The organism is Methylomonas albis, from assembly GCF_014850955.1.
Taxonomy (GTDB): domain Bacteria; phylum Pseudomonadota; class Gammaproteobacteria; order Methylococcales; family Methylomonadaceae; genus Methylomonas; species Methylomonas albis.
On sequence record NZ_JACXSS010000001.1, the window covers coordinates 2,765,614 to 2,787,091 of the forward strand.

A 21,478-nucleotide genomic window follows, 5' to 3' on the forward strand; every position below is an offset into this window, starting at 1 on the left:
GATATATCTATTGCAAATATTGCGCTACTACGGAATACAAATGTTCGTCCAAATCCGGTGTCATTTGATGTAATGGATTTGATTGCATCGAACCTGTTTCCGTTACCCTACTGGTAATTTTGGGAAAATAAGTTTGTTCCGGATCTATCGGCACGACAAACCCAGCCGGTTCATCGCTTGCGAATAGGCGTTGGAAATTAGGATCTTGCTCGAAATTAGCATCGAGTTTGATACAAGGCAGATTAAAGGCTTTAAATAAGGTTAGCCAATCCGGCAAGCCCAATCCCGAGGACTGGTCGCAACCAATATAGGCGCCATTAAAATAATTTCGTTGCGTCATGCGAATAGATGCATAGCCATTATCGTTAAATATAAATATTTTCAGGTTTAACTTATTAACAGCAACCGTGCCCAACTCCTGTAAATTTTGGGCAAATCCGCCATCGCCTTCCACTAGAATTGTCCTGCGCTGCGGATAGGCGAACGCCGCACCTATTGCTCCGCTCAATCCGTACCCCATGGATGCCAAGCCCTTGTTGGTAACGATGTGTTGGCCTCGCTGTTGAGCGAAGGTTTGCATCATCACGGTAAAGGCGCCGCCGCTACTGCAGGGAATGACGTTATCGGTTTCCCGGCAATGTACAGATAGGCGGCTGACAAAATCGTACGGCGATACATAATTCTCGGCGGTATTGTTGATAGGCTCGATCAACGGCAATTCGGCTTTCACTTTTTGGCAATAAGCCACCCATTCGGCATGATCGCCAAGGCTGGCTGACGCTAATGCTTGTAATACTTGATTGGCATCGCCTTGCAAACCGCAATCGACGCGAGGATGGCCTTTGCTAAGCTCGGTAGGGTCGCATTCGACTTGCACTACTCTGCCCTTAGGCACGAACTCCTGCCAGTTAAAGCCGGTTTGTTGCAGACCCAAGCGGGTTCCCAGCGCGATTAGCAAATCTGCTTGTTGCATCAATAAATTGCTGTAACGTTGCCCCCAGGTATTCGGGCGGCCAAAATACAAGGGATGATCCGCTGCCACCCTATCCGCGCTATTCCATGTGGTTGCCAATGGAATACCCATGGGTTCCAAAGCATCGTAAATCTGCTCCACAGTCTGCCTAGCAACACCTGCGCCGATTAACAAGAATGGCCGCTTTGCCGAGCGTACATCATCGATTAAACGCTGAATTTCGGCTGCCCCAATAGCTGGAAAAGCGAGCTTCTCCGAGGAGTGGAATTGGCATATCGGATCGTTGGCGTCGACTGGCGCACCTTGAATATCCAATGGAATTTCAAGAAACACCGGACCTTTGCGACCTGTAACCCCGGCATCGATAATCCGGTTAAATTCCTCACAGGAAATCAAGCTATCCATCAGCACCGATTTTGAGGTGATCGGCTTGACGATATCGACACCATCGATCTCTTGAATGCCGCGCTGGCGTACTTGTTGCCGACACAGATCGGCAGTCTTTACTTGCCCGCCAATCACCAATAACTCCCGGCTCTCCAAATAGGCACCCGCTACAGCGGTAACGATATTGGTTAAGCCAGGACCGGCGGTTACCAGAGCAAAGGCTTTGCCATCGGTGCTAATTTCATTGAAATATTCCGCTGCAATGCCGGCTGCCACCTCATGAACCACGCTAACGCATTTGAAATGACGATTCACGCTAGCCAAAATGTGCATGATATTGCCGCCCGCCACGTAGAAGCAGTGGGTATATCCTCTTTCCTTTAACCAATCGGCCAATAGATCGCTATATTTTATGGTCTTATTTTGCATCACTTGTTTGCCAGCTTATTGACGGATACCAAAAAAGATTTCTATTTTTTCGGCGACGAATTCCAACATTTCGGTGGTTAAAGCCGGATAAATACCAATCCAAAAGGTTTGCCGCATAATTCTATCGGTTACATCCAGCGAGCCGGAAATTCTGTATTGCCTACCTTTCATATACGGTTGCCGGGTTAAATTTCCAGCAAACAGCAAACGGGAGCCGATTTTGTATTGATCCAGGTATTTCAACAACTCCACGCGTTCATGGCCTGAATCCTCCTTTAGCGTAATAGGAAACCCGAACCATGAGGGATCCGATCCGGGCGTCGCTTCAGGCAGAATTAAATATTGCTCGCAAGTGGCTAAGCGTTGTTTCAAGAATTTAAAATTACGTTTTCTGATTTCAATCAACTCCGGCGCGCGCTCTAGCTGCGCTAAGCCGCAAGCAGCCTGCATATCGGTAATCTTTAAGTTATACCCCAAGTGCGAATAGGTGTATTTGTGGTCGTAACCAGCCGGCAAATCGCCTAACTGCCAACCAAAGCGCTTTTTACAGGTATTATCGACGCCAGGAGCGCAATAACAATCTCTGCCCCAATCCCGAAACGACTCGATGATAGTTTTCAAGCGACGACTACTGGTAAATACCGCACCGCCCTCGCCCATTGTAATGTGGTGAGCCGGGTAGAAACTAAGCGTACCAATATCCCCAAAAGTGCCGACATTGCGGCCCTTGTAGGTTGTGCCTAAGGCATCGCAGCAGTCTTCTATCAGCCAAAGATTGTATCTTTTTGCTATTTGGACAACTTGATCCAGATCAAATGGATTGCCCAGAGTGTGGGCGATCATAATTGCTTTTGTTTTAGGCGTGATGGCAGCCTCGATTTTACTTGGATCGATGTTGTAAGTCGGAATTTCCACATCGACAAATACCGGAACCAGGTCGTAAAGCAAGATAGGGTTAACCGTTGTGGGAAAACCGGCTGCCACGGAAATAACTTCGTCGCCTTTTTGTAAGGCCCGATCGCCCAGTTTCTCCGATGTCAAACAAGCAAAAGCCAGCAGATTCGCAGACGAGCCGGAATTGACCGTCAGCGCGCTGCTAACGCCGATAAACTCGGCCAATTGCTTTTCAAACTGGTCGTTAAATCGTCCGGTAGTCAACCAACCGTCCAGCGACGCTTCAACCATGTAGCTAAGTTCTTTCGCACCCAGAACCTTACCTGATGGTGGGACCACGGATTGTTCCGGAACGAAAGCTTTTTCGGCATAACGTTCAGCGGCGTATTGTTCAACCAAATCCAAAATCTGCGCTTTTAATGTATTTTCTGTCACTGTATTTTCTTTATATCAAATAAAAAATTAATGTTGTTCGGATGCTAAAAACTGCTCTAACTGCTCTGCGCAGACTTGCCGCATATCCTTGCCTTGTTGGTAGGCCAGGTTCCAGTCGACAATCATCGCCAATGCTTGGGCCAGAGTCCAACGCGGCCCCCAACCCAAAAGAGTCTTGGCTTTGGAGCAATCAAGCTTTAAATAGTGAGCTTCATGCGGTTGCTCACTACCGTCGATTTGCCAGCTTGCGCCATTGCCCCATAAATCCGCAAGCTTTTCCAATATCCACGATACTGGTTGAGCATCTGCTTCGCTGGGCCCAAAATTCCAACCCTCAGCGTATCGACTACCTTTTTTATACAGTTGTTCGGCTAACAGGACATAGCCGGTCACCGGCTCCAGTACGTGCTGCCAAGGCCTAATCGCTGTCGGGTTACGAACCGTCACAGCCTCCCCCACCATGAACGCTTTCATGATGTCCGGAATTAAGCGATCTTGAGCCCAATCTCCGCCGCCGATCACATTTCCGGCACGCACCGAAGCCACCGCCACACCGTGCTCAGCGTAGCGTTCGCTGGGGAAAAAGGAATTGCGATAGCTGGCAGTCACCAGCTCCGAACAGCCTTTGCTATTGCTGTAAGGATCGAAGCCACCCATCGGCTCGTTTTCACGGTAACCCCACAACCATTCCTTGTTTTCATAGCATTTGTCGCTGGTGACTATCACTACTGACTTTACAGACGAGGTGTGCCTGACCGCCTCCAGTAAATTAACCGTACCCATCACATTGGTGGCGTAGGTTTCTACTGGCTGTTGGTAGGAATAACGCACAAGCGGTTGCGCGGCCAAATGAAACACAAACTCAGGTTGAAAAATTTGCATTTCCGTCATCACGCAGGTTAAATCGCGAATGTCGCCTTCAACGTGCTGTAGTACCGAAGCAACATCGGCCACTTGGAATAAACTTGGCGTGGTCGGCGCTGGTAACGCATATCCTTTGATCTCCGCACCGAGCCGATGCAGGTATAACGCCAACCAACCGCCTTTAAATCCGGTATGTCCGGTTATAAAAACCCGTTTGCCTCGCCAAAAATCGCTATGTTCTACCATATCTTCCACGGTGCTTTTTGCTGTTGCCAAAGCTGTTCCAAATGCTGTTTATCTCTTAATGTGTCCATGGGTTGCCAGAAGCCTTTGTGGAAATAAGCGTGCAGCTGATTGCTGTTCGCCAGACGCTCCATCGGTTCTTTCTCCCATAGCGTTTCGTCGCTATCGATTAAATCGAACACTGCCGGCGACAACACAAAAAAACCGCCGTTGATCCAGGCGCCGTCGCCCTGCGGTTTCTCCTGAAAACTTTTGATGCGGCTACCCATCAATTCCAAGGCGCCAAACCGCCCGGGCGGTTGCACGGCGGTCACTGTTGCGGCGTTATTGTGGGAATGATGAAAATCGATCAGCGCATTAATGTCGACATCGCCGACTCCATCTCCGTAAGTAAAACAGAATGTTTCGTCGCCGACATAATCACGAACTCTTTTTAACCGGCCACCGGTCATGGTTAATTCACCTGTGTCTACTAAAGTGACTTTCCATGGCTCTGCATATTTTTGATGCACCTGCATCTCGTTATGCTCCATATCGAAGGTTACATCCGACATGTGCAAAAAATAGTTGGCAAAATACTCCTTAATAATATAGCCTTTATAACCCAAGCATATTATAAACTCGTTAATCCCATAATGAGAATATAACTTCATTATGTGCCACAAAATAGGCCTGCCACCTATTTCTATCATCGGCTTAGGCTTCACCGAGGTTTCTTCATTAATACGAGTACCCAATCCACCCGCCAGAATAACCAACTTCATTAATATTTCCTCTTGGTTATAGACATAATCATCTATCCACTACATTTGCTCAAATTACGGATATACTCGGCAGTTTCCAAAATCTGCCGATCCAGACCTGTTACGGGAAATTCGAACCCTTTTATAATCTCTTTAATAGGCTGCTCGTTTCCCAAATAGCTATCAGCTTCGTCACCTATTATATTCGGACGTTCAATTGTTAGATCGGCAACATCAAGTAACTTGCAAACCTTTACAGCTAACTCGCCAACTTCCACCGTCTCATCACCCACGGTATCGAAACGGACGATTTTTTCGAAACGTTCCGAGAACATCATACGAATACAGAGCAGCAACAAATCCAGAATATAAATGTAAGAACGAAACACGAATTTATTTGCCCGAATTACCACATTTTCCCCGGCAACGACATTCGTGATAATCGAGGATAGGGCATAAGCACTTAGCTTATTAATGTACGGCCCGCTTAAATTAAATATCCTTGGAATAAGCAGTTTTATATCGTATTTATTGCATATCTCTTCAATGAGCAACTCGTCTTCATATTTTAATCTGCCGTATAGATTTGCAGACTTGTCTCTATTGCTATCGTTTAAATAATCGTAAACCGCTCCGGACGAAGACAACAGCACGGCCTTTACCTGCGACTGCTTCAAGACCTGCATCACCAAGCTCCGAATGTCATTGTTCAAGCGGATATACTCATCGTCTGTATATCCGCCAACCTTATCCTTGGTTAAAAACGCAAAGTGAAACAAATAGATATCGTGTTGTGTATGCCGATGGATGATTTCCGTCAGAGGTCTAACGGATACTGTACGACCATCATCCAGTATTATCTGCTGCTCACGAGATCCGTATGCCGATACTCGACCGTTAAATTCATCGCCGTACAAAGCCGAAAACAATTCCAGGGCTGCCCGACCTAACCAGCCACTGGCGCCGGTCACAGCGATATGACTCTGTTTACTAAATAGGCAATCTAATATAAATCGATAATCAGCGCCAAACGCTTTTTCGAAATTAAAAGGCATTATTTGTAGCTCTGACTAATGACTGAACTAATTGCAGACTTCAAATTGACTATATTTGCCTGGGTTTTATCGATAAATAATCGTTCTAATGCTCCGGAATCATTCACACTGATAATAATAAAATGACTGGCGGAATGCTTTTTATCCGATATAAAACACTCAAATACTTTTTCCACATCAATGCGCTGGATAATTTCTTTCAGAGTTGGAATTTGATCCAACAAACCCACGACATAATCTTTCAACTGTTGAGTATCCGCAGGAACTTGCTTAATACCACCGCTCACTTGGGCATAATTAATGGCAATCAACATGCCTAAACCAACTGCTATGCCATGACTTACTTCAAAATTTGAAGCACCTTCCAAGGCATGCCCAAAAGTGTGACCATAATTCAACAGCAAACGCTCGGCTTTATCGAATTCATCAACCTCGATAAACCATTTCTTGGCTCTTAGACTCAATGCAATTATATCCGCATAACACGCTACATCCATATCTACTTGCGGATTTAACTGCATATATTCAGAGAAACTCAAACTCCCTCTGGCATAGCAAATTTTCACGGCCTCGCATAATCCAGCGATTTTTTGTTCTGCGTTGAGGGTTTTTACTAAATTCGGATCAATTATAACGGTCTGTGGTGGGTGAAAGTTTCCAACCAAGTTTTTATAATACCCAACGTTTATAGATGACTTACCACCGATACACGAATCCACCATACCTAATAGAGTGGTTGGAACATAATCCCATTTGATACCACGCATATAAATCGACGCACAAAAGGTAGCTATATCCTGCAGACTACCACCACCGACAGCCGTTAACTTGGATTGCCTTGTTAAGGCTAAGTCCCGCATTTTTATGATTATATCGGGAACGCATTTCAAACTTTTGGTTTCTTCATTCGCCGGTACGGCAATAACCCTGGAGTTTCCGGAAAAAGCCGTTTCAAAAAAGTTATCGCATAACACGGCGCTATTCTCATCTTGCTGCTGTACTTCGGCAAAAGCACCGTTTTCTATTACCACCCGATAATCTGCAATACTCGATTGAATATCAAACGATACGGACATGACTAAACCCTAAATCTGCATTAATAAATTGACCTGTAATTCCGGTATTTTCTGCTGAACAGAGAAAATAAACCAAATTGGCTACATCATCCAAAGCCGCCAATCGTTTAAACTTCGTAGCGTCTGTTATTTTTTTTAACTGTTCCGGTTTAAGATTTAGATGAGTCATCGGTGTATCTAATGCGCCCGGTAACACCGCGTTAATCAGGTATCCATCTTCGGCCAGATCGGTTGCCGCTGAAAGCACAAGTCCTTGCAGGGCGGCTTTAGTCATGCAATATGATAATTTGTCTTGCCTCGCAATATTTTGCCATATAGAGCTAATCACTGATAAACGTGCATTTTTGGCTAATAACTTTTCATTTAACAAAATATTTAGCGATTTCACAATAAATAGGCAGTTAGCTTTGTATAACTCAACGTTATTGTCAGTATCAACATTATAAATATTATCGTTGCAGTTCATACCCTGAGCCCAACATACAGCATTGAACGGCCCCGTAGATTTGAGCGAAGATAGCGCCAGATTCTCACCCAAGGGATCAAATAAAATATGATTCTGATGTGAGCTTTGTGTTCTGGATGCAATAGTGACTTTCCACCCTTTTTTTTCGAACAATTGGCAAATGTGCGCGCCTATCGTACCGGAACCGCCAAAAATCAATATTTTCTGCATTGCGCGACGACCGAATTAATTGCTATCTCTTAATACATTCCAACGTCCTTCAAGCATAGCTATTCGAGACAAATCTTCCTTGGCAATAATGTCGTAATAATCGCGTTTATTCTGTAACCAAAGTAATTCAAAGTGCACTGCGTTCAACAAACCTTTTTCAATATCCGGCTTGTCTAGCGAATGACCGGAAAATATGACTTTTCGAGTTTCAAATCGTGTAAGGTGAACCTGATTAATTTCTTTCAATGCCGGCAACGCGTCAATGGAAACACCGCCACCGACCACAAAGTCCAAACCTTTTTCTTTACATTCCCTAGCAGTGGCAATGCAACACTCCGTCACTTGCGGCTGGTTAATGGCATCTCTCGAATAGCCTCGCGACAGGGAAAAATCCACACGACCAAATACCATGCCATCGACACCGTTATGGTGCCGAGCTTGCTCAGCCAAGCTTTGCACGACCTGAAACGCTTGTTCGGTTTCGATATTAAATAAAAAATCGGTATCTTGTTGCTCGTCTTCGGTGAACACCTTATTCTTGGCATCGATATACTTGGACAAGGCGTAAGTGCTTTCAATCATCGGTGCGATAATATGGTCCACGCCAATTAATTTGCTTTCTAACAAATCGCGCATCGCTTCGCAGCCACCTATCTTCAATCCCACTTTCAAATCGGCTTTACGCACAATCTCGATCAGTCTCAATAACTCGTCCGTCCTGGTTCCTTCCGCTTCAAACTCCGCTTTAATGCCCTCATATCCATACTCCTGCTTGCCTTTCTTTAAAAGGTCGAGCATTGAGCGTTCTCTTTTATTCATATAATGTCCTCTTTTAATAAAATCAAACCAAGCGGTAAGGATTCACCCTAAGGCGGCTCTCCAGCTAGGCAGGAATAAACACGGTAACTATTAGGCTGCCAGATCCTTAAAAGCCTTGCCTAGCAAATCCTTAGTTGAAAGCTGCGGCAAATCATCGAATGGCCACGCAATGTTCAAATCAGCATCATCCCAGATAATGCAGCGCTCGTATTCCGGCGCATAATAGTCTGTGGTTTTGTACAAAAACTCCGCAGTATCCGTTAATGTCAGAAAACCATGTGCAAACCCCTCCGGTATCCACATTTGCCTATTGTTTTCCGCTGAGAGTATCTCCCCTACCCATTGACCGAAAGTGACAGAGCTTTTACGAATATCGACAGCCACATCAAATACCTCGCCTTGCACCACTCGCACCAACTTGCCTTGTGCCTTGGGTGGCAGCTGGTAATGCAAGCCGCGCAATACGCCTTTTTGCGATTTCGAGTGGTTGTCCTGAACAAAACTCCGTTTCAAACCGGTCAGTTCTTCAAATATCTGCTGATTGAAGCTTTCAAAGAAAAAACCGCGTTCGTCGCCGAATACCTTGGGCGTGAACAAAATAACGTCAGGGATGGAAAGACGGGTGGCTTGCATGGGTTAATTAAGAAATTTAATGTTCAAAGGTTTGGGGTATATCGGCATTACCGCGAGTCTCTTGCTCAAGGTTTGGCCGGTCAATCTTATTTAGCAAATCTGTAAATGCACTGTTAAAACGTTCAAGTTGATCAAGCAGCCCTGATACTTCATTTTCGTCATAAACATGGGATGACAAATTACGCATTTCTATCATATCCAGCCAGGTTTTTTCATCTGAGATCACTCCCAAGGCGAATGCCTCTTTAAATACAGCTCTGGGACTGCGCGCATCCATGCCTTGAAAATCCAGCCAACGCTTCAACGCCTTCCATGCCATTTCGTAGGTAAATTCGAAACGCTTGGCAGCAATATCCAACACTATGTCGCCGTTACCCTCGTTAATCCAGCGTTCTCGCTCGTTGATCACAACTTGAAATCTTTCCAGTGCGCGCCGAAAATACGTCAACCCGTCTTCCACTCTAAGGGCTTTGGTTGCGCTATAAACCACTTTTCCGGAAGATCTAACTCGATTTACAAAACGACGATCAGCCTTATTGAGACAAGTAACATCGATTTTGATCAAGGTAGGCAATTGCTCTATTTCTTTACGAATCGCAGCCAAAACATCAGGACTCGGTGAATCTTCCGAATCGAATCCAAAATCATAGTCGCTCTCGAGCTTTGCATCTCCGGTAACGCGCGAACCGAACCAATAAATTCGCGTTGCCGCCACGTATTTCAAGATAATTTTACAAACTGCATCAACGAGTTGTTTGTCAAGCATGTCAAGATTTATTGCTCTGTCCAAATGTTAATGCTTTCCCCAATTAGGATCGGCCTCAAATCTGGCTTAATGACGCTCACAGGGCATTTGACGGTAGGATTAACAAACTGCATAAATTAAAAAACTTGTTTATTGAGTAACGCGAGAAGATACTGCCCATAACCATTTTTCGCCAATGGTTTGGCTAGTTTTTCGATTTGTTCGTCGTTTATCCATCCCCTACGCCAGGCTATTTCTTCCGGGCAAGCGATTTTCAATCCCTGACGGGTTTCGATGGTTTCGATGAAATTACTGGCTTCGATCAAACTGGCATGAGTGCCGGTGTCCAACCAGGCATAGCCGCGCCCCATGATCTCGACGCTGAGCTGTTGCCTATCCAAATACACTTTATTGACATCGGTGATTTCCAACTCACCGCGCGGCGACGGCTTTAAATTAGCAGCAATATCGACGACTTGATTATCGTAAAAATACAAACCGGTCACTGCGTAATTACTTTTCGGTTGCGTGGGCTTTTCCTCTAGCGAAGTTGCTCTACCCTGAGCATCAAAGCTAACGACCCCGTAACGCTCCGGATCATTGACATGATAGGCAAAAACGGTGGCACCTGAGGATTGATCAGTCGCTCGTCCCAGCTGAACGTGTAAATCGTGTCCGTAAAAAATGTTGTCGCCCAATACCAACGCACTGGGTTGCGATCCGACAAAATCTTTGCCGATGACAAATGCTTGCGCCAGTCCGTCGGGACTTGCTTGCACGGCATATTGCAGATCAATACCCCAATCGCTACCGTTACCCAGCAAATGCTGAAACAAAGGCGTATCTTGCGGCGTGGAAATGATCAAAATATCGCGAATCCCGGCCAGCATTAAGGTGCTGAGCGGATAATAAATCATCGGCTTGTCGTAAATCGGCAGCAATTGTTTGGAAACTGCCTTTGTAACCGGATAGAGCCGAGTACCGGAGCCTCCGGCCAGAATTATGCCTTTACGCTGATTCATATTCATCATATAAGTGTGAACAAAGCCTGTTTAGACCGTTATCGGTGGCAACGACAAGCGCATGGCTTCGTTTTCCATTGTTTTTACCACGGCCAGTAATACATCGGTAGCCACATTGGCGGACAACAGCGATTGCAAAAATAATTTTTCATCGTCCATTTATTCATGAACCAACAAATTCCGAAGCTTTCTAGCCGCTATAAAATCCTCGGCCCCCGTCAACCAACCCATTTTCTCAGCAAACACCAAGACATCCAGCAACGATTTTGGCTTTTCGCCCAACAATGCAGCGAAGCGTGGGATTAGTTTCTCACCAATAAAATCTTGTAATCGCCCAAAACGACCAACAAACGCATCGACTTTTTCAGCCCGTTCTTCATTTTCGTCCAAGGCCTTTACCCAGGCCATGTCAATGGCTTCTGTAAACAAAGTGCTTTGCGTATACCTTAAGTGTCCTGCTTCCTTGCTAGCAACTGCCAATGCCAACACGGCGTCTTGCGCATATTCTGTCAAATAAATAACGCTCAAAGATAAACCCCGGTGCGCTCTGCAATCTGGAAAATCCGTACTGGCGGCGTGTCGGCATCCTTAACGACTATGTCAATTTTACGGTCGCCAAAGGCCAATACCAAAGCGGCATATATCCGACAAATCACCTCTGCTCGGTTTACTAGGACCTGATCCGTTTCAAAACAAAGATCAATATCCCCGCCTTTGCCATTATCTTTAACACGTGAGCCAAACAGACAAACCCTCGCCTTATCACCTAAAAATCTATAAGCGGTGCTGCGTATGATTTGAACTTGTTCGTCTGTTAAGCGCATGACTATTTGCTATACAATTCAGACAACATCCGCTCAACGCCCAGTTGCCAAGCCGGCAGCTGCAAATCAAACACGGTTTTTAATTTCTCGGTATTCAATCGGGAGTTTAATGGTCGCTTTGCTGGGGTTTGGTAAGCGCTAGTGGGAATTGCCGAGACCGATTGTTTATCGGTTTTCAGTTCCAATCCGGCTGTACGAGCATAGTCAAACACCAGATGCGCATAGTCGTACCAACTGGTTTCTCCAGCGGCGGTCAAATGATAAAGGCCGGCTACCTCCGGCGTTTTCAGTGCACGGCAAATGGCATGGGCACTGACATCCGCCAGTAACTCCGCTCCGGTTGGCGTGCCGATTTGATCGTTTATCACAGAAAGCTGTTGGCGCTCTTGAGCGAGGCGTAGCATAGTCTTGGCAAAGTTGTTACCCCTTGCTGCATAAACCCAGCTGGTTCGAAAAATTAAATGCCGGCAATCGCTAGCTTGAATGGCTTGTTCGCCAGCCAGCTTGGTTTGCCCGTAGACATTCAACGGACTAACTTGATCATCTTCCTGCCACGGTTTATCGCCACTGCCGTCGAACACGTAATCGGTGGAATAATGCACCAACCAAGCACCGCAACGCTTGGCTTCTTCGGCTAAAGTGCCCGGCGCTACTGCATTGATGATATGCGCCGCTTCGTTCTCCGACTCGGCCTTATCCACTGCGGTGTAGGCAGCGGCATTGACGATGACGTCGGGACGCAGCGCACGGACCGTCTCTGCAACCCCGCGTGGATTACTTAAATCGCCGCAATAATGCTGATCGTATCGATCAAGCGCAAGCAAGTCGCCTAAGGGCGCCAAGCTCCGTTGCAATTCCCAGCCAAGCTGACCATTTTTACCGAACAGCAAAACCTTCATTCAAGCCCCGCCACTGAGCCCGGCAAATAACCACCGGACGCATTGATCATGCCGTACGCTCAGCATAGTTTTTATCCAGCCAGGACTGGTAATCGCCGGACAGCACATTACCTACCCAGGCTTGGTTATCCAAATACCACTGCACGGTTTTACGAATACCGGTTTCGAAGGTTTCCGCCGGTTTCCATCCAAGCTCCCGCTCCAGCTTGCCGGCGTCGATAGCATAACGTCTGTCATGTCCAGGCCTATCGGTAACGTAGGTAAGTTGTTCGGCGTAGGACTTGCCATCGGTGCGCGGCTGCAATTCGTCGAGAATGCTACACAGCGTATTGACTACGTCCAGATTGGCTTTTTCGTTCCAGCCACCGACGTTATAGACTTCCCCGACTTTGCCCAACGCCAGTACCTGACGAATGGCGCTGCAGTGATCCTGCACATACAACCAGTCGCGTATTTGTTGACCGTCGCCGTAAATTGGCAAAGCTTTACCGGACAAGGCATTTTGAATGCACAGCGGGATTAGTTTTTCCGGAAAATGATAAGGACCGTAGTTATTGGAGCAATTAGTGGTCAGCACCGGCAAACCATAAGTATGGTGATAAGCACGCACCAAATGGTCACTGGCCGCTTTACTGGCGGAATAAGGACTATTGGGTTGATACTGCTTGGTTTCGGCGAACGGCGCGTCGCTCTTTTCTAAAGAACCATAGACTTCATCGGTGGAAACATGCAGCAAACGAAAATCTTGTCGCGCGGAACCATCAAGAATATTCCAATATTGGCGCACCGCTTCCAACAAACGGAAACTGCCGACGATATTGGTTTGAATAAAATCTTCCGGCCCATGGATGGAGCGATCGACATGCGATTCCGCGGCAAAATTGATTACGGCCCGAATCTGGTGTTTTTGCAACAAACTCAATAACAAATCGTAATCGGCAATATCGCCGTGGACAAACACATGTCTCGCATCGCCGTGCAGTGAAGCCAAGTTCTGTAAATTACCCGCGTAAGTCAATTTATCCAGATTGACGACTAGTTCGTCGCTTTGCGCCAGCCAATCCAACACAAAATTGCTGCCGATAAATCCTGCCCCACCGGTTACTAAAATGCTCATATTTAAAGATTTTTTTAATTATTCTAACCGTCTGCCCGACGAAAAACGCTAATTTTATCGGGGCCATTGTACCTTAGTACTATCGTTCAGTGTCTAGTGATTCTGCAAACCTTACGGCAAAAACAATGTGAACCGCGCACCTCCCAAACGACTTTCGTTGTCAATCCGCACAAATCCGCTTTTCCCGGCGTTTTTGTGCAGGCCGGCCATCAGTGATACAAAATATAAACCCAAGCCGGTATTCCCGGACACCCAATCTAATTCGGTCGTATCTTGTAAGTCTGCGGCTAAAAAATGTGGTGGGTAACCTTCACCATCGTCTTCAATGGTAATAAACAAGTAGCCGTCTTCTTCGGCCACAGCAATCAGCACCGCTTTTCGCGTGTAGCGCAACGCATTATTCAACACCGCCGCCAAGGCATTACTAATAATGGGATTATCGCAAAAGCATACTAAGTCATCGCCGCAATCCACTTGCAAATCGATATTGTGCAATCCACACAAACGCGCCTGCTGATGTATCGCTTCATTGACGATATCGATCACCGCGCATTCTTCAATATCCAAGCTAAATTTTTGCGAATCGATCTTATACATCACCAGCAATTGCATTAAGCTGTGATTAATGCGGGCGGCCTCAAACTCCAGCTGACCCAATTCCGCTGATTGACCATTTTGCCTGGCCGCCGCTTGCCGAACCAACTCCAACAAGGTACCCAAGGAGTTCTTAATATCGTGAACCGTAGATGCGAGGATGGTAGGAAACAAACCGTTGCTGCTTGGGTTAGTCGGCATAGTTTTAGGCTTTAACCGCTTGAGACTTTCTCAATTTCACATACTCCAGTTGTAATATCCTGAGCTTATGTTGATCGACGCCAATTTGCTTGGCTTTATTGAATAACGCTTTGATGCGTTGATTTTTTTCTTCATAAAATTCATTGACTTTCAAATCATGAATCATGATCTTCAGCATATTGACGATGATGGTTTTATTATCCGGCATGGTCAGTATAGCTTGTTCGAACAACTCCAGGGCCTCCGTGAATTTGCCCTGTTTATAGAGAGCTACACCTTTATTATTAATGGCGATCAATGCCTGTTTGGTTTTCTGAATCAGGATTTCCGAGTGATTATCCATGCCGATGCCGCTTTGCATCCGGCGCAAATCGTTCAAAAACTGATCGTCGTCGATATGCGCATGAATCAGATCGTAAAGTATTTCTTCGGCTTTATCGTGCTCATCGCTCAAGAAACAGGTTTTTACCACTTCCAACTGTAAGTCCCTGGGCGCTTTATTGCCAAGGCGACCGCATATATCCAAGGCATTTTGCAAAGCCTTCTGCGACAATTCTTCATTGCCCAGAGTTTTGTATACCTCCGCCTCCACTGTCGAAGCACGCAACTCTGCCTCGGGGATATTGGCATATTCCTTACGCATTTCTTCCAGGGTTTTTAAGGCTTCGTCGGCGGCATTGGTTTTTGCGTACAGTTTTGCCAATCCGGAAAAATCGCTGCAAGAGCGGTGCACGGAATGTTTACCCAGTTTTACCACCGATTTATAGGCTTTTTCGGCGGTTTCCAGATTGCCGTTTTTATCGGCGGTTTCCGCTAATTTCTTTTGCCTGAGTATCGATTGCGGGGACAATTGCAAGGCCTGCTGCAACACGTTCTCCACATCGTGATACTGATCCAAGGCTTCGTAGGCCTTACCCAGCCAATCGTAACTCTCCATCAACATCGGATTGTCAGCCACCAGGCTTTGAAAACCGGCAATGGCTTGCTCGATATTATTGTTTTGAAAGTCCACCACGCCCAAACCTAAGCGCGCCCAGGGTAACTCACGATGCAACAACACCTCATGGTAGATTTGTCTGGCTTTTTCGAAATCGCCCACCGAAATCGCTAGTTCGGCGCGAATTTTTTGCAAATGCAGATGCATTTTCTTGTCCTCAGACAATAACAAGGCATCACATAACTGAATCGCTTTAGACGAATCCCCGCCGGCAAGCGCCTTATCGATACTGGCCATAAAGTCCTTGCGGGCAAAATTGCGGGTTAAGCGACTCATCAACTGCTGCGCATTGAAGGGCTTGGTCAAATACTCATCCGGCTTGCTGTCCATGACGCCCAACACCGCGCTGGTGGTCTGCTCGGCACTGATCAAAATAAACACGCAGCGATAGTCGATTAAGGTCCGGTGCCTAGCTTCCTCCAACACCTGTTGGCCGTTCTTACCCACACCCAGGTTGTAATCGCACAACACAATATCGAAACTGCTTTTGCTCATGGCATTGATCGCGGCAATACCGTTATCCGCTTCGACCACGGTGACGGCTTGCAAGCTATACAGCATATCCCGCATGGCTTTGCGGAACACAGGATTGTCCTCGACAATCAGGATATTTTTACCGTTTAAACTGAAGCTCATGCGCTGAAGAATGCCATTAAAACCAACAAAAAATCCACTCCGAAAAAATCCATAGCTCAGACAGACTTGAAAAACAAAATTACCATCCCCAACTCGCCCGAGTCCACTTTACAACCAAATGAGTATAGACATGACTGTTGAGGCAAACAAACAAACCCTAGGTTTTCAAACCGAAGTCAAGCATTTGCTGCACTTGATGATTCACTCCTTGTACAGCAATAAGGAAATCTTTTTGCGCGAGTTGATCTCCAACGGTTCCGACGCCGCCGACAAATTGCGGTTCGAAGCCTTGGCCAACGACAGCTTGTACGAAGGCGACAGCGAATTGAAAATCCGCGTCGATTTCGACGAAGCCAAAAAGACCATCACCATCAGCGATAACGGCATCGGCATGACCCGCGCCGAAGTACAAGACCATATCGGCACCATCGCCAAGTCCGGCACCAAACAATTCTTCGAACGCCTGACCGGCGACCAAGCCAAGGATAGCGAACTGATCGGCCAATTCGGCGTCGGTTTTTACTCCGCGTTCATCGTCGCCGACAAAGTGACGCTGACCACCCGCAAAGCCGGCGCGCCGGTTTCCGAAGCGGTGCGCTGGGAATCGGCCGGCGAAGGCGATTACACTATCGAATCGGTCGATAAAGCCGCCCGCGGTACTGAAATCGTCTTGCACCTAAAAGACGGTGAAGAAGAATTTTTAAACAGCTGGAAACTGCGTTCCATCATCAAAAAATTCTCCGACCATATTTCCCTGCCGATTATCATGAGCAAGGAAATCCCGGCCGAGAAAGACGAAGAAGGCAACGAAACCGCGCCAGCCCGCGTCGAGGACGAAACCGTCAACAGCGCCTCGGCCTTATGGACCCAATCCAAAGACTCCATTTCCGAAGAAGAATACGCCGAGTTTTACAAACACGTCTCGCACGATTTCCAAGCCCCGTTAACCCACGTGCATAGCCGGGTGGAAGGCACCAACGAATACAGCCTGCTGCTGTACGTACCCAGCCGCGCTCCGTTTGACATGTGGGACCGCGACGCCAAACACGGCGTGAAGTTGTACATCAAAAAAGTCTTCATCACCGACGACGCGGAGCAGCTGATGCCGCGCTTCCTGCGCTTCGTGCGCGGTGTAATCGACGCCGACAGCTTGCCGCTGAACGTCTCACGTGAGATCTTGCAACAAAGCAAGCAAATCAGCGCGATTAAAACCGGCGCGGTGAAAAAAGTCTTGGGTATGCTGGAAGATCTGGCCGAAAACGACGCCGAAAAATACCAAAAATTCTGGGAGCAATTCGGCAACGTCATCAAAGAAGGCCCGATCGAAGACCACAAAAACAAAGACCGCGTGGCCAAGCTATTGCGCTTCGCCTCCACCCATACCGACGACAAAACTCAAAACGTTTCCTTGGCCGACTATGTCAGCCGGATGAAGGAAGGCCAAGAGAAAATCTACTACGTCACCGCCGACAGCTTCGCCGCTGCCAAAAACAGCCCGCACCTGGAAATCTTCCGCAAGAAAGGTATCGAAGTGTTGCTGCTGTCTGACCGCATCGACGAATGGCTGGTGTCCAGCTTGACCGACTTCGAAGACAAACATCTGCAATCCATTGCCAAGGGCGAGCTGGATCTGGAAAAATTCGATACCGAAGAAGAGAAACAGCACCAGGAAGAAATCAACAAGGATTTCGAATCGGTGCTGAAACAAATTCAGGATGTGTTGAAAGACAAGGTCAGCGAAGTAAAAGTCAGCCACCGTCTAACCGACTCGCCTGCCTGCTTAGTCACCGGCGCTTACGACATGAGCTTGAACATGGAACGCATCATGAAAGAAGCCGGCCAATCGATGAACATGATGGGCATGGGCGGCAGCAAACCGATCTTCGAAATTAACCCGGACCACGCCATCGTCCAAGCCCTAAAAAGCGAGCAAGACGATGCACGGTTTGCGGACATCAGCCATATTTTGTTCGACCAGGCTATTTTGAGTGAAGGTGGTCAGTTGGACGATCCTTCAGCATTTGTGCATAAGTTGAATGGGTTGTTGCAGGGGTTGTTGGGTTAAACACCTAACACGCTAAACAAAAGGCCGGGTACCCGGCCTTTTTTATTGCTATTTACCCAAGCAAAGAGGGCGCACAATCTACACAAGCAGGTGAATGGTATTTTCGACCAATCAAGTTACTGGCGATTAAAACATTTGCGAAGACCTAAGCCAGCAATAGCAAAACTGAACAAAAACCCACTCACGGGTAACGGCACAGGCGCAAGCTGACGTACCCACGTCCCAGGATTGCCGGTCACAGACCCCGAAACGCCGTAAAATTCGGCCGAGTCCACTGAACTAAAGCTGTACGCCGACGAACTTATCGAAACGCCGCCCAACAAACCGGGCCTGCCATATTCATGCTTATTGAGTACCGCGCTCCAATTACCACTAAAATGCCCTTCGGCGTCGGTATCGAACTCTATTCGAGCACTCCTATCGAAATAAGTCTGAAAATGCGGGTCGACCCCTGCATTATTGGGGTTAGCGTAAAATTCTGCCGTGTCGATTTTATAATATTGCCCAAGGCCAAAGCTGAAGGTAAACGGGACTCTCCCACTGGAATAGTCATCAACGTCAAGAACGGCCCGACCGTTTTTGGGTAACAGCGACTCTTCAACGATGAAGCTAATGTTTAAACCAATATCGCCAAATCCGGGCGGATATATGTCGGTAAAAGTATTGCCGGTATAGGTATATTGAACCAACGCCGCAGTTGCGGGAGTGCTTGAGCCGACAGATGCCAATATCGCAGTGGTTAATGCCAAGTAACGAACGATGGAATTCATGATATTTACCTATGTGGTCAGTTGCTTTCGAGACTGGTGAGTTCTTGATGATACTCGCGCATACTCTAGCTTTCAAACCAATCCGCCAAACATCGAAAATTTTGCTCATCGCTTTATTCTCAGAACCGATAATCGACTACCCACATAGTCCCGTAGGGTACGCACCGCGTACCTTCTGGCTTCCAACATTGGGACGCCCCTCTTTCGGTACGCGGTGCGTACCCTACCTTGAATTGCCGATTGGTTTAAACCGGTCCACAATTCGCAACCTGGATTTCTGCAAACGGGGTTTGCGATGGCGAATTATCGGCGCTGTTATATACCAGGAGGTTCGTACTTTTTTACCGTGGTAACGGAACGACGGGCGCCGATTTTGGCAAACGATGCGGCTCGAGATTTACTGCGCTCGGCCATTCGCGCTTGCCAACAACAATGGCCTTTTACGGTTGACGCCCTGGTGGTGTTGCCGGATCACCTCCACGCGATTTTGGCATTGCCTCCTGGCGATGCCGATTACTCCATACGCTGGGGCTTTATCAAAAAATATTTCACCCAACATTGGTTGGCGGCGAACGGCCCTGAACAATCAATATCTTCATCAAAACAACAGCAACGGCGGCGCGGTGTCTGGCAACGTCGATTCTGGGAACATGCATTACGCGACGAACGCGACTACGCAAAACATCTGGATTACCTGCATTACAATCCGGTTAAACACGGTCTGGTGACCTCGGCGGCCGATTGGCCATATTCGTCGTTCCATCGCTTCGTAAACGAGGGGGTTTATCCTGCGTAATGGGGCTCGGATATGGCCGGACAATTTGATACCTTCGATGGTGGCGAATGAACCCAAAGGTACGCGGTGCGAACCCTGCGTTTGATTTCGCTGAAGCATGTAAGTAATCAGGATTCTTTTTGGATATTTTTTCCGCGTCATAGCACGGATTGCAGTGTCATTTAATCCGCAAATAACACCTGATTATTTCAGAACGGCGCATTGACCCTCGCCAATGCGCCATGCAAACCTATTGCTTCTTGGCGATAGCAAAAATCAAGGATGCTCCACCCTGATCAGCCGGATTACTGGTTCCTTCGCGGCGGGTAAACATAAACTCCTTGTCGTTGTTCACCAGCACAAAGTAGGTCAGAAAGGTTTTTCCACCCAGCGTGGCATCGAGTTGGCCGGTTCCATCGGCACTCACTTGATAGGTACAATCCTCGGTATCCTGGAGGACGCCGGCAGCCAGTCCGGCTTTATTGGCTAGACTGTGTATGGTGCAATTTCCCTTGCCATCAAAACTATATACGCCAACCCTTTCGGCCACGGCTCCGGTGGTTTGTTTGGTCGTGGTATCGTAATTTGCACCAAAGTAACCGGTGGCAGCAAAACCGTAAGTTCCGTTCAAGCGGCGATTGGGGTCGCGATTGGCATCTTCGTGCCGTCCCTCGGCGTGACTGACTCCAACCGATAATATCTGCGCTCCCAGCAAGAGTGAAAGCATCAATTTGGAAGCGAAAACCTTTTTTGCACTTTTCATAATAGCCCTATGGATGATGAATGTTTTTGAAACAAAACCAACGCGAAAATTGACGCCGTCATCTGGCATATTCTTCCGAAAACTAGTGACTCTAGGCGCCGCTACATAAAAAGAATCTCATGCAAGCAGCCTGCTTTCTCAATGTCGCGCATCGTGGGTTCGGGTCCATGCATCACATCGCTTACTCCGCGCGAGGAACAGACATCGACAACCTAACCTATTCTTGTTAGCGCAATTTTGGTGCCAGCCAACATTACCTTATAAATCATCTGGTTTATGAGCGTATCACAAAAGAAACAGGTGATTTCACGCACTGACGACGTGAAATCACTCAGCTAATAGAATGCGGTAACCAATGTACACCGCATCGTTCGCGATTGATGCGGTTCGCAAACTCACCTCACCCTACCCTCCTTTTGGCTGGGCATTTGCTTTAAGATTTCGTCGGGCTGCTTTAGTTTATTGTCGTTTCAGTATGAAACTTTGTTTTTAAACGCGGAAATTCTTGACAGTGGAATACTGGTTACAGACGTTCCCAGTATGAATAAAGTACTTCTATGAGGTGGAGATAATTTTTCTAAATCAGGGGCTGTTGCCATTTTGCAATCATCCCCCTGAAATTCAATTATTCTGCAGCATGAATGGGGGCTTTCAATCAAAAGATAAGCCAACACTTCGGCAAACGGCGACAGGATTGCCGCCTCTACCCAATCGCCACCTTGTTGAAAATGTGTTTGCGAGGCTGCAGCATTTCAGGGCCACGCGACTCGACAAGCTCAAACACAATTTTGAAGGCGCACGCCTTGACTTGCGCGTCCTATGGTTCCCTGTATAAAACGGCAA

The 21,478-nt window shown here is 47.1% G+C and carries 22 protein-coding genes and 1 pseudogene; 3 read left to right on the top strand and 20 right to left on the bottom strand.

All coding sequences use genetic code 11. The features are described from left to right. Positions 1-7: 7 nt before the first annotated feature. The 18 genes from EBA_RS12740 to EBA_RS12820 all read right to left on the bottom strand — a co-directional run bounded on the left by EBA_RS12740 (position 8) and on the right by EBA_RS12820 (position 16,262). Positions 8-1,789 (bottom strand): thiamine pyrophosphate-binding protein, encoded by a 1,782-nt coding sequence (locus EBA_RS12740; RefSeq protein ID WP_192375060.1) that lies wholly within the window; start codon positions 1,787-1,789, stop codon positions 8-10. A gap of 15 nt (positions 1,790-1,804) precedes the next feature. Next, complete coding sequence (gene rfbH, locus EBA_RS12745) at positions 1,805-3,118, bottom strand: lipopolysaccharide biosynthesis protein RfbH (protein WP_192375061.1); 1,314 nt, start codon at positions 3,116-3,118, stop codon at positions 1,805-1,807. Between the two features lie 27 nt (positions 3,119-3,145). Beyond that, positions 3,146-4,258 (bottom strand): CDP-glucose 4,6-dehydratase, encoded by a 1,113-nt coding sequence (gene rfbG, locus EBA_RS12750; RefSeq protein ID WP_225616234.1) that lies wholly within the window; start codon positions 4,256-4,258, stop codon positions 3,146-3,148. Further along, positions 4,222-4,989: a glucose-1-phosphate cytidylyltransferase gene (rfbF, locus tag EBA_RS12755; protein WP_192375062.1), complete on the bottom strand. Its 768-nt coding sequence runs from the start codon at positions 4,987-4,989 to the stop codon at positions 4,222-4,224. The genes rfbG and rfbF overlap by 37 nt, the downstream gene beginning before the upstream one ends. 32 nt (positions 4,990-5,021) lie before the next feature. Further along, positions 5,022-6,023, bottom strand: coding sequence for an NAD-dependent epimerase/dehydratase family protein (locus EBA_RS12760; protein ID WP_192375063.1), 1,002 nt, complete (start codon positions 6,021-6,023; stop codon positions 5,022-5,024). Continuing rightward, positions 6,023-7,099, bottom strand: coding sequence for a 3-dehydroquinate synthase (locus EBA_RS12765; protein ID WP_192375064.1), 1,077 nt, complete (start codon positions 7,097-7,099; stop codon positions 6,023-6,025). Before EBA_RS12765 ends, EBA_RS12760 begins: the two co-directional genes overlap by 1 nt. Continuing rightward, complete coding sequence (locus EBA_RS12770; RefSeq protein WP_192375065.1) at positions 7,083-7,775, bottom strand: SDR family oxidoreductase; 693 nt, start codon at positions 7,773-7,775, stop codon at positions 7,083-7,085. The genes EBA_RS12765 and EBA_RS12770 overlap by 17 nt, the downstream gene beginning before the upstream one ends. 15 nt (positions 7,776-7,790) lie before the next feature. Beyond that, positions 7,791-8,594: an aldolase/citrate lyase family protein gene (locus EBA_RS12775; protein WP_192375066.1), complete on the bottom strand. Its 804-nt coding sequence runs from the start codon at positions 8,592-8,594 to the stop codon at positions 7,791-7,793. A gap of 90 nt (positions 8,595-8,684) precedes the next feature. Next, positions 8,685-9,227, bottom strand: a complete 543-nt coding sequence (gene rfbC / locus EBA_RS12780) for a dTDP-4-dehydrorhamnose 3,5-epimerase (RefSeq protein WP_192375067.1) — start codon at positions 9,225-9,227, stop codon at positions 8,685-8,687. 16 nt (positions 9,228-9,243) lie between these two features. Continuing rightward, the gene (locus EBA_RS12785) at positions 9,244-9,993 is read right to left on the bottom strand and encodes an HI0074 family nucleotidyltransferase substrate-binding subunit (protein ID WP_192375068.1); all 750 of its coding nucleotides are present in this window, start codon (positions 9,991-9,993) and stop codon (positions 9,244-9,246) included. 116 nt (positions 9,994-10,109) lie between these two features. Next, on the bottom strand, positions 10,110-10,994 hold the full coding sequence (gene rfbA, locus EBA_RS12790) for a glucose-1-phosphate thymidylyltransferase RfbA (protein WP_192375069.1): 885 nt from the start codon (positions 10,992-10,994) through the stop codon (positions 10,110-10,112). Positions 10,995-11,024: 30 nt separating this feature from the next. Continuing rightward, positions 11,025-11,153, bottom strand: a complete 129-nt coding sequence (locus tag EBA_RS24580; RefSeq protein ID WP_267873581.1) for a hypothetical protein — start codon at positions 11,151-11,153, stop codon at positions 11,025-11,027. Then, complete coding sequence (locus EBA_RS12795; RefSeq protein WP_192375070.1) at positions 11,154-11,522, bottom strand: hypothetical protein; 369 nt, start codon at positions 11,520-11,522, stop codon at positions 11,154-11,156. Continuing rightward, the gene (locus EBA_RS12800) at positions 11,519-11,818 is read right to left on the bottom strand and encodes a nucleotidyltransferase domain-containing protein (protein WP_192375071.1); all 300 of its coding nucleotides are present in this window, start codon (positions 11,816-11,818) and stop codon (positions 11,519-11,521) included. Before EBA_RS12800 ends, EBA_RS12795 begins: the two co-directional genes overlap by 4 nt. 2 nt (positions 11,819-11,820) lie before the next feature. Further along, positions 11,821-12,717, bottom strand: a complete 897-nt coding sequence (gene rfbD, locus EBA_RS12805; protein ID WP_192375072.1) for a dTDP-4-dehydrorhamnose reductase — start codon at positions 12,715-12,717, stop codon at positions 11,821-11,823. Between the two features lie 46 nt (positions 12,718-12,763). After that, on the bottom strand, positions 12,764-13,834 hold the full coding sequence (gene rfbB, locus EBA_RS12810) for a dTDP-glucose 4,6-dehydratase (protein ID WP_192375073.1): 1,071 nt from the start codon (positions 13,832-13,834) through the stop codon (positions 12,764-12,766). Between the two features lie 111 nt (positions 13,835-13,945). Then, positions 13,946-14,629, bottom strand: coding sequence for a sensor histidine kinase (locus EBA_RS12815; protein WP_192375074.1), 684 nt, complete (start codon positions 14,627-14,629; stop codon positions 13,946-13,948). Positions 14,630-14,633: 4 nt separating this feature from the next. Further along, positions 14,634-16,262, bottom strand: a complete 1,629-nt coding sequence (locus EBA_RS12820) for a tetratricopeptide repeat-containing response regulator (RefSeq protein ID WP_192375075.1) — start codon at positions 16,260-16,262, stop codon at positions 14,634-14,636. A 130-nt stretch (positions 16,263-16,392) separates the two neighbouring features. Here EBA_RS12820 and htpG point away from each other — a divergent pair, with 130 nt between their 5' ends. Continuing rightward, positions 16,393-18,327, top strand: coding sequence for a molecular chaperone HtpG (gene htpG / locus EBA_RS12825; RefSeq protein ID WP_192375076.1), 1,935 nt, complete (start codon positions 16,393-16,395; stop codon positions 18,325-18,327). Between the two features lie 116 nt (positions 18,328-18,443). On the opposite strand, the gene EBA_RS12830 is transcribed toward htpG, so the two are convergent. Further along, positions 18,444-19,097: a hypothetical protein gene (locus EBA_RS12830; protein WP_192375077.1), complete on the bottom strand. Its 654-nt coding sequence runs from the start codon at positions 19,095-19,097 to the stop codon at positions 18,444-18,446. Positions 19,098-19,392: 295 nt separating this feature from the next. Here EBA_RS12830 and EBA_RS12835 point away from each other — a divergent pair, with 295 nt between their 5' ends. Next, the gene (locus tag EBA_RS12835; protein WP_192375078.1) at positions 19,393-19,893 is read left to right on the top strand and encodes an REP-associated tyrosine transposase; all 501 of its coding nucleotides are present in this window, start codon (positions 19,393-19,395) and stop codon (positions 19,891-19,893) included. Positions 19,894-20,122: 229 nt separating this feature from the next. On the opposite strand, the gene EBA_RS12840 is transcribed toward EBA_RS12835, so the two are convergent. Continuing rightward, on the bottom strand, positions 20,123-20,635 hold the full coding sequence (locus EBA_RS12840; protein ID WP_192375079.1) for a hypothetical protein: 513 nt from the start codon (positions 20,633-20,635) through the stop codon (positions 20,123-20,125). A 712-nt stretch (positions 20,636-21,347) separates the two neighbouring features. Between EBA_RS12840 and EBA_RS12845 the strand changes: the two are divergent. After that, positions 21,348-21,470 (top strand): annotated as a pseudogene (locus EBA_RS12845) (IS5/IS1182 family transposase); the annotation flags it as partial. Between the last annotated feature and the right edge of the window lie 8 nt (positions 21,471-21,478).

What these genes read in the sequence shown, in the direction of transcription:
- EBA_RS12740 (WP_192375060.1), bottom strand. Translation starts at nt 1,789, where the DNA reads ATGCAAAATAAGACCATAAAATATAGCGATCTATTGGCCGATTGGTTA.
- rfbF (WP_192375062.1), bottom strand. Translation starts at nt 4,989, where the DNA reads ATGAAGTTGGTTATTCTGGCGGGTGGATTGGGTACTCGTATTAATGAA.
- EBA_RS12760 (WP_192375063.1), bottom strand. Translation starts at nt 6,023, where the DNA reads ATGCCTTTTAATTTCGAAAAAGCGTTTGGCGCTGATTATCGATTTATA.
- EBA_RS12765 (WP_192375064.1), bottom strand. Translation starts at nt 7,099, where the DNA reads ATGTCCGTATCGTTTGATATTCAATCGAGTATTGCAGATTATCGGGTG.
- EBA_RS12770 (WP_192375065.1), bottom strand. Translation starts at nt 7,775, where the DNA reads ATGCAGAAAATATTGATTTTTGGCGGTTCCGGTACGATAGGCGCGCAC.
- EBA_RS12775 (WP_192375066.1), bottom strand. Translation starts at nt 8,594, where the DNA reads ATGAATAAAAGAGAACGCTCAATGCTCGACCTTTTAAAGAAAGGCAAG.
- rfbC (WP_192375067.1), bottom strand. Translation starts at nt 9,227, where the DNA reads ATGCAAGCCACCCGTCTTTCCATCCCTGACGTTATTTTGTTCACGCCC.
- EBA_RS12785 (WP_192375068.1), bottom strand. Translation starts at nt 9,993, where the DNA reads ATGCTTGACAAACAACTCGTTGATGCAGTTTGTAAAATTATCTTGAAA.
- rfbA (WP_192375069.1), bottom strand. Translation starts at nt 10,994, where the DNA reads ATGAATCAGCGTAAAGGCATAATTCTGGCCGGAGGCTCCGGTACTCGG.
- EBA_RS24580 (WP_267873581.1), bottom strand. Translation starts at nt 11,153, where the DNA reads ATGGACGATGAAAAATTATTTTTGCAATCGCTGTTGTCCGCCAATGTG.
- EBA_RS12800 (WP_192375071.1), bottom strand. Translation starts at nt 11,818, where the DNA reads ATGCGCTTAACAGACGAACAAGTTCAAATCATACGCAGCACCGCTTAT.
- rfbD (WP_192375072.1), bottom strand. Translation starts at nt 12,717, where the DNA reads ATGAAGGTTTTGCTGTTCGGTAAAAATGGTCAGCTTGGCTGGGAATTG.
- rfbB (WP_192375073.1), bottom strand. Translation starts at nt 13,834, where the DNA reads ATGAGCATTTTAGTAACCGGTGGGGCAGGATTTATCGGCAGCAATTTT.
- EBA_RS12815 (WP_192375074.1), bottom strand. Translation starts at nt 14,629, where the DNA reads ATGCCGACTAACCCAAGCAGCAACGGTTTGTTTCCTACCATCCTCGCA.
- EBA_RS12820 (WP_192375075.1), bottom strand. Translation starts at nt 16,262, where the DNA reads ATGAGCTTCAGTTTAAACGGTAAAAATATCCTGATTGTCGAGGACAAT.
- htpG (WP_192375076.1), top strand. Translation starts at nt 16,393, where the DNA reads ATGACTGTTGAGGCAAACAAACAAACCCTAGGTTTTCAAACCGAAGTC.
- EBA_RS12830 (WP_192375077.1), bottom strand. Translation starts at nt 19,097, where the DNA reads ATGAATTCCATCGTTCGTTACTTGGCATTAACCACTGCGATATTGGCA.
- EBA_RS12835 (WP_192375078.1), top strand. Translation starts at nt 19,393, where the DNA reads ATGGCGAATTATCGGCGCTGTTATATACCAGGAGGTTCGTACTTTTTT.
- EBA_RS12840 (WP_192375079.1), bottom strand. Translation starts at nt 20,635, where the DNA reads ATGAAAAGTGCAAAAAAGGTTTTCGCTTCCAAATTGATGCTTTCACTC.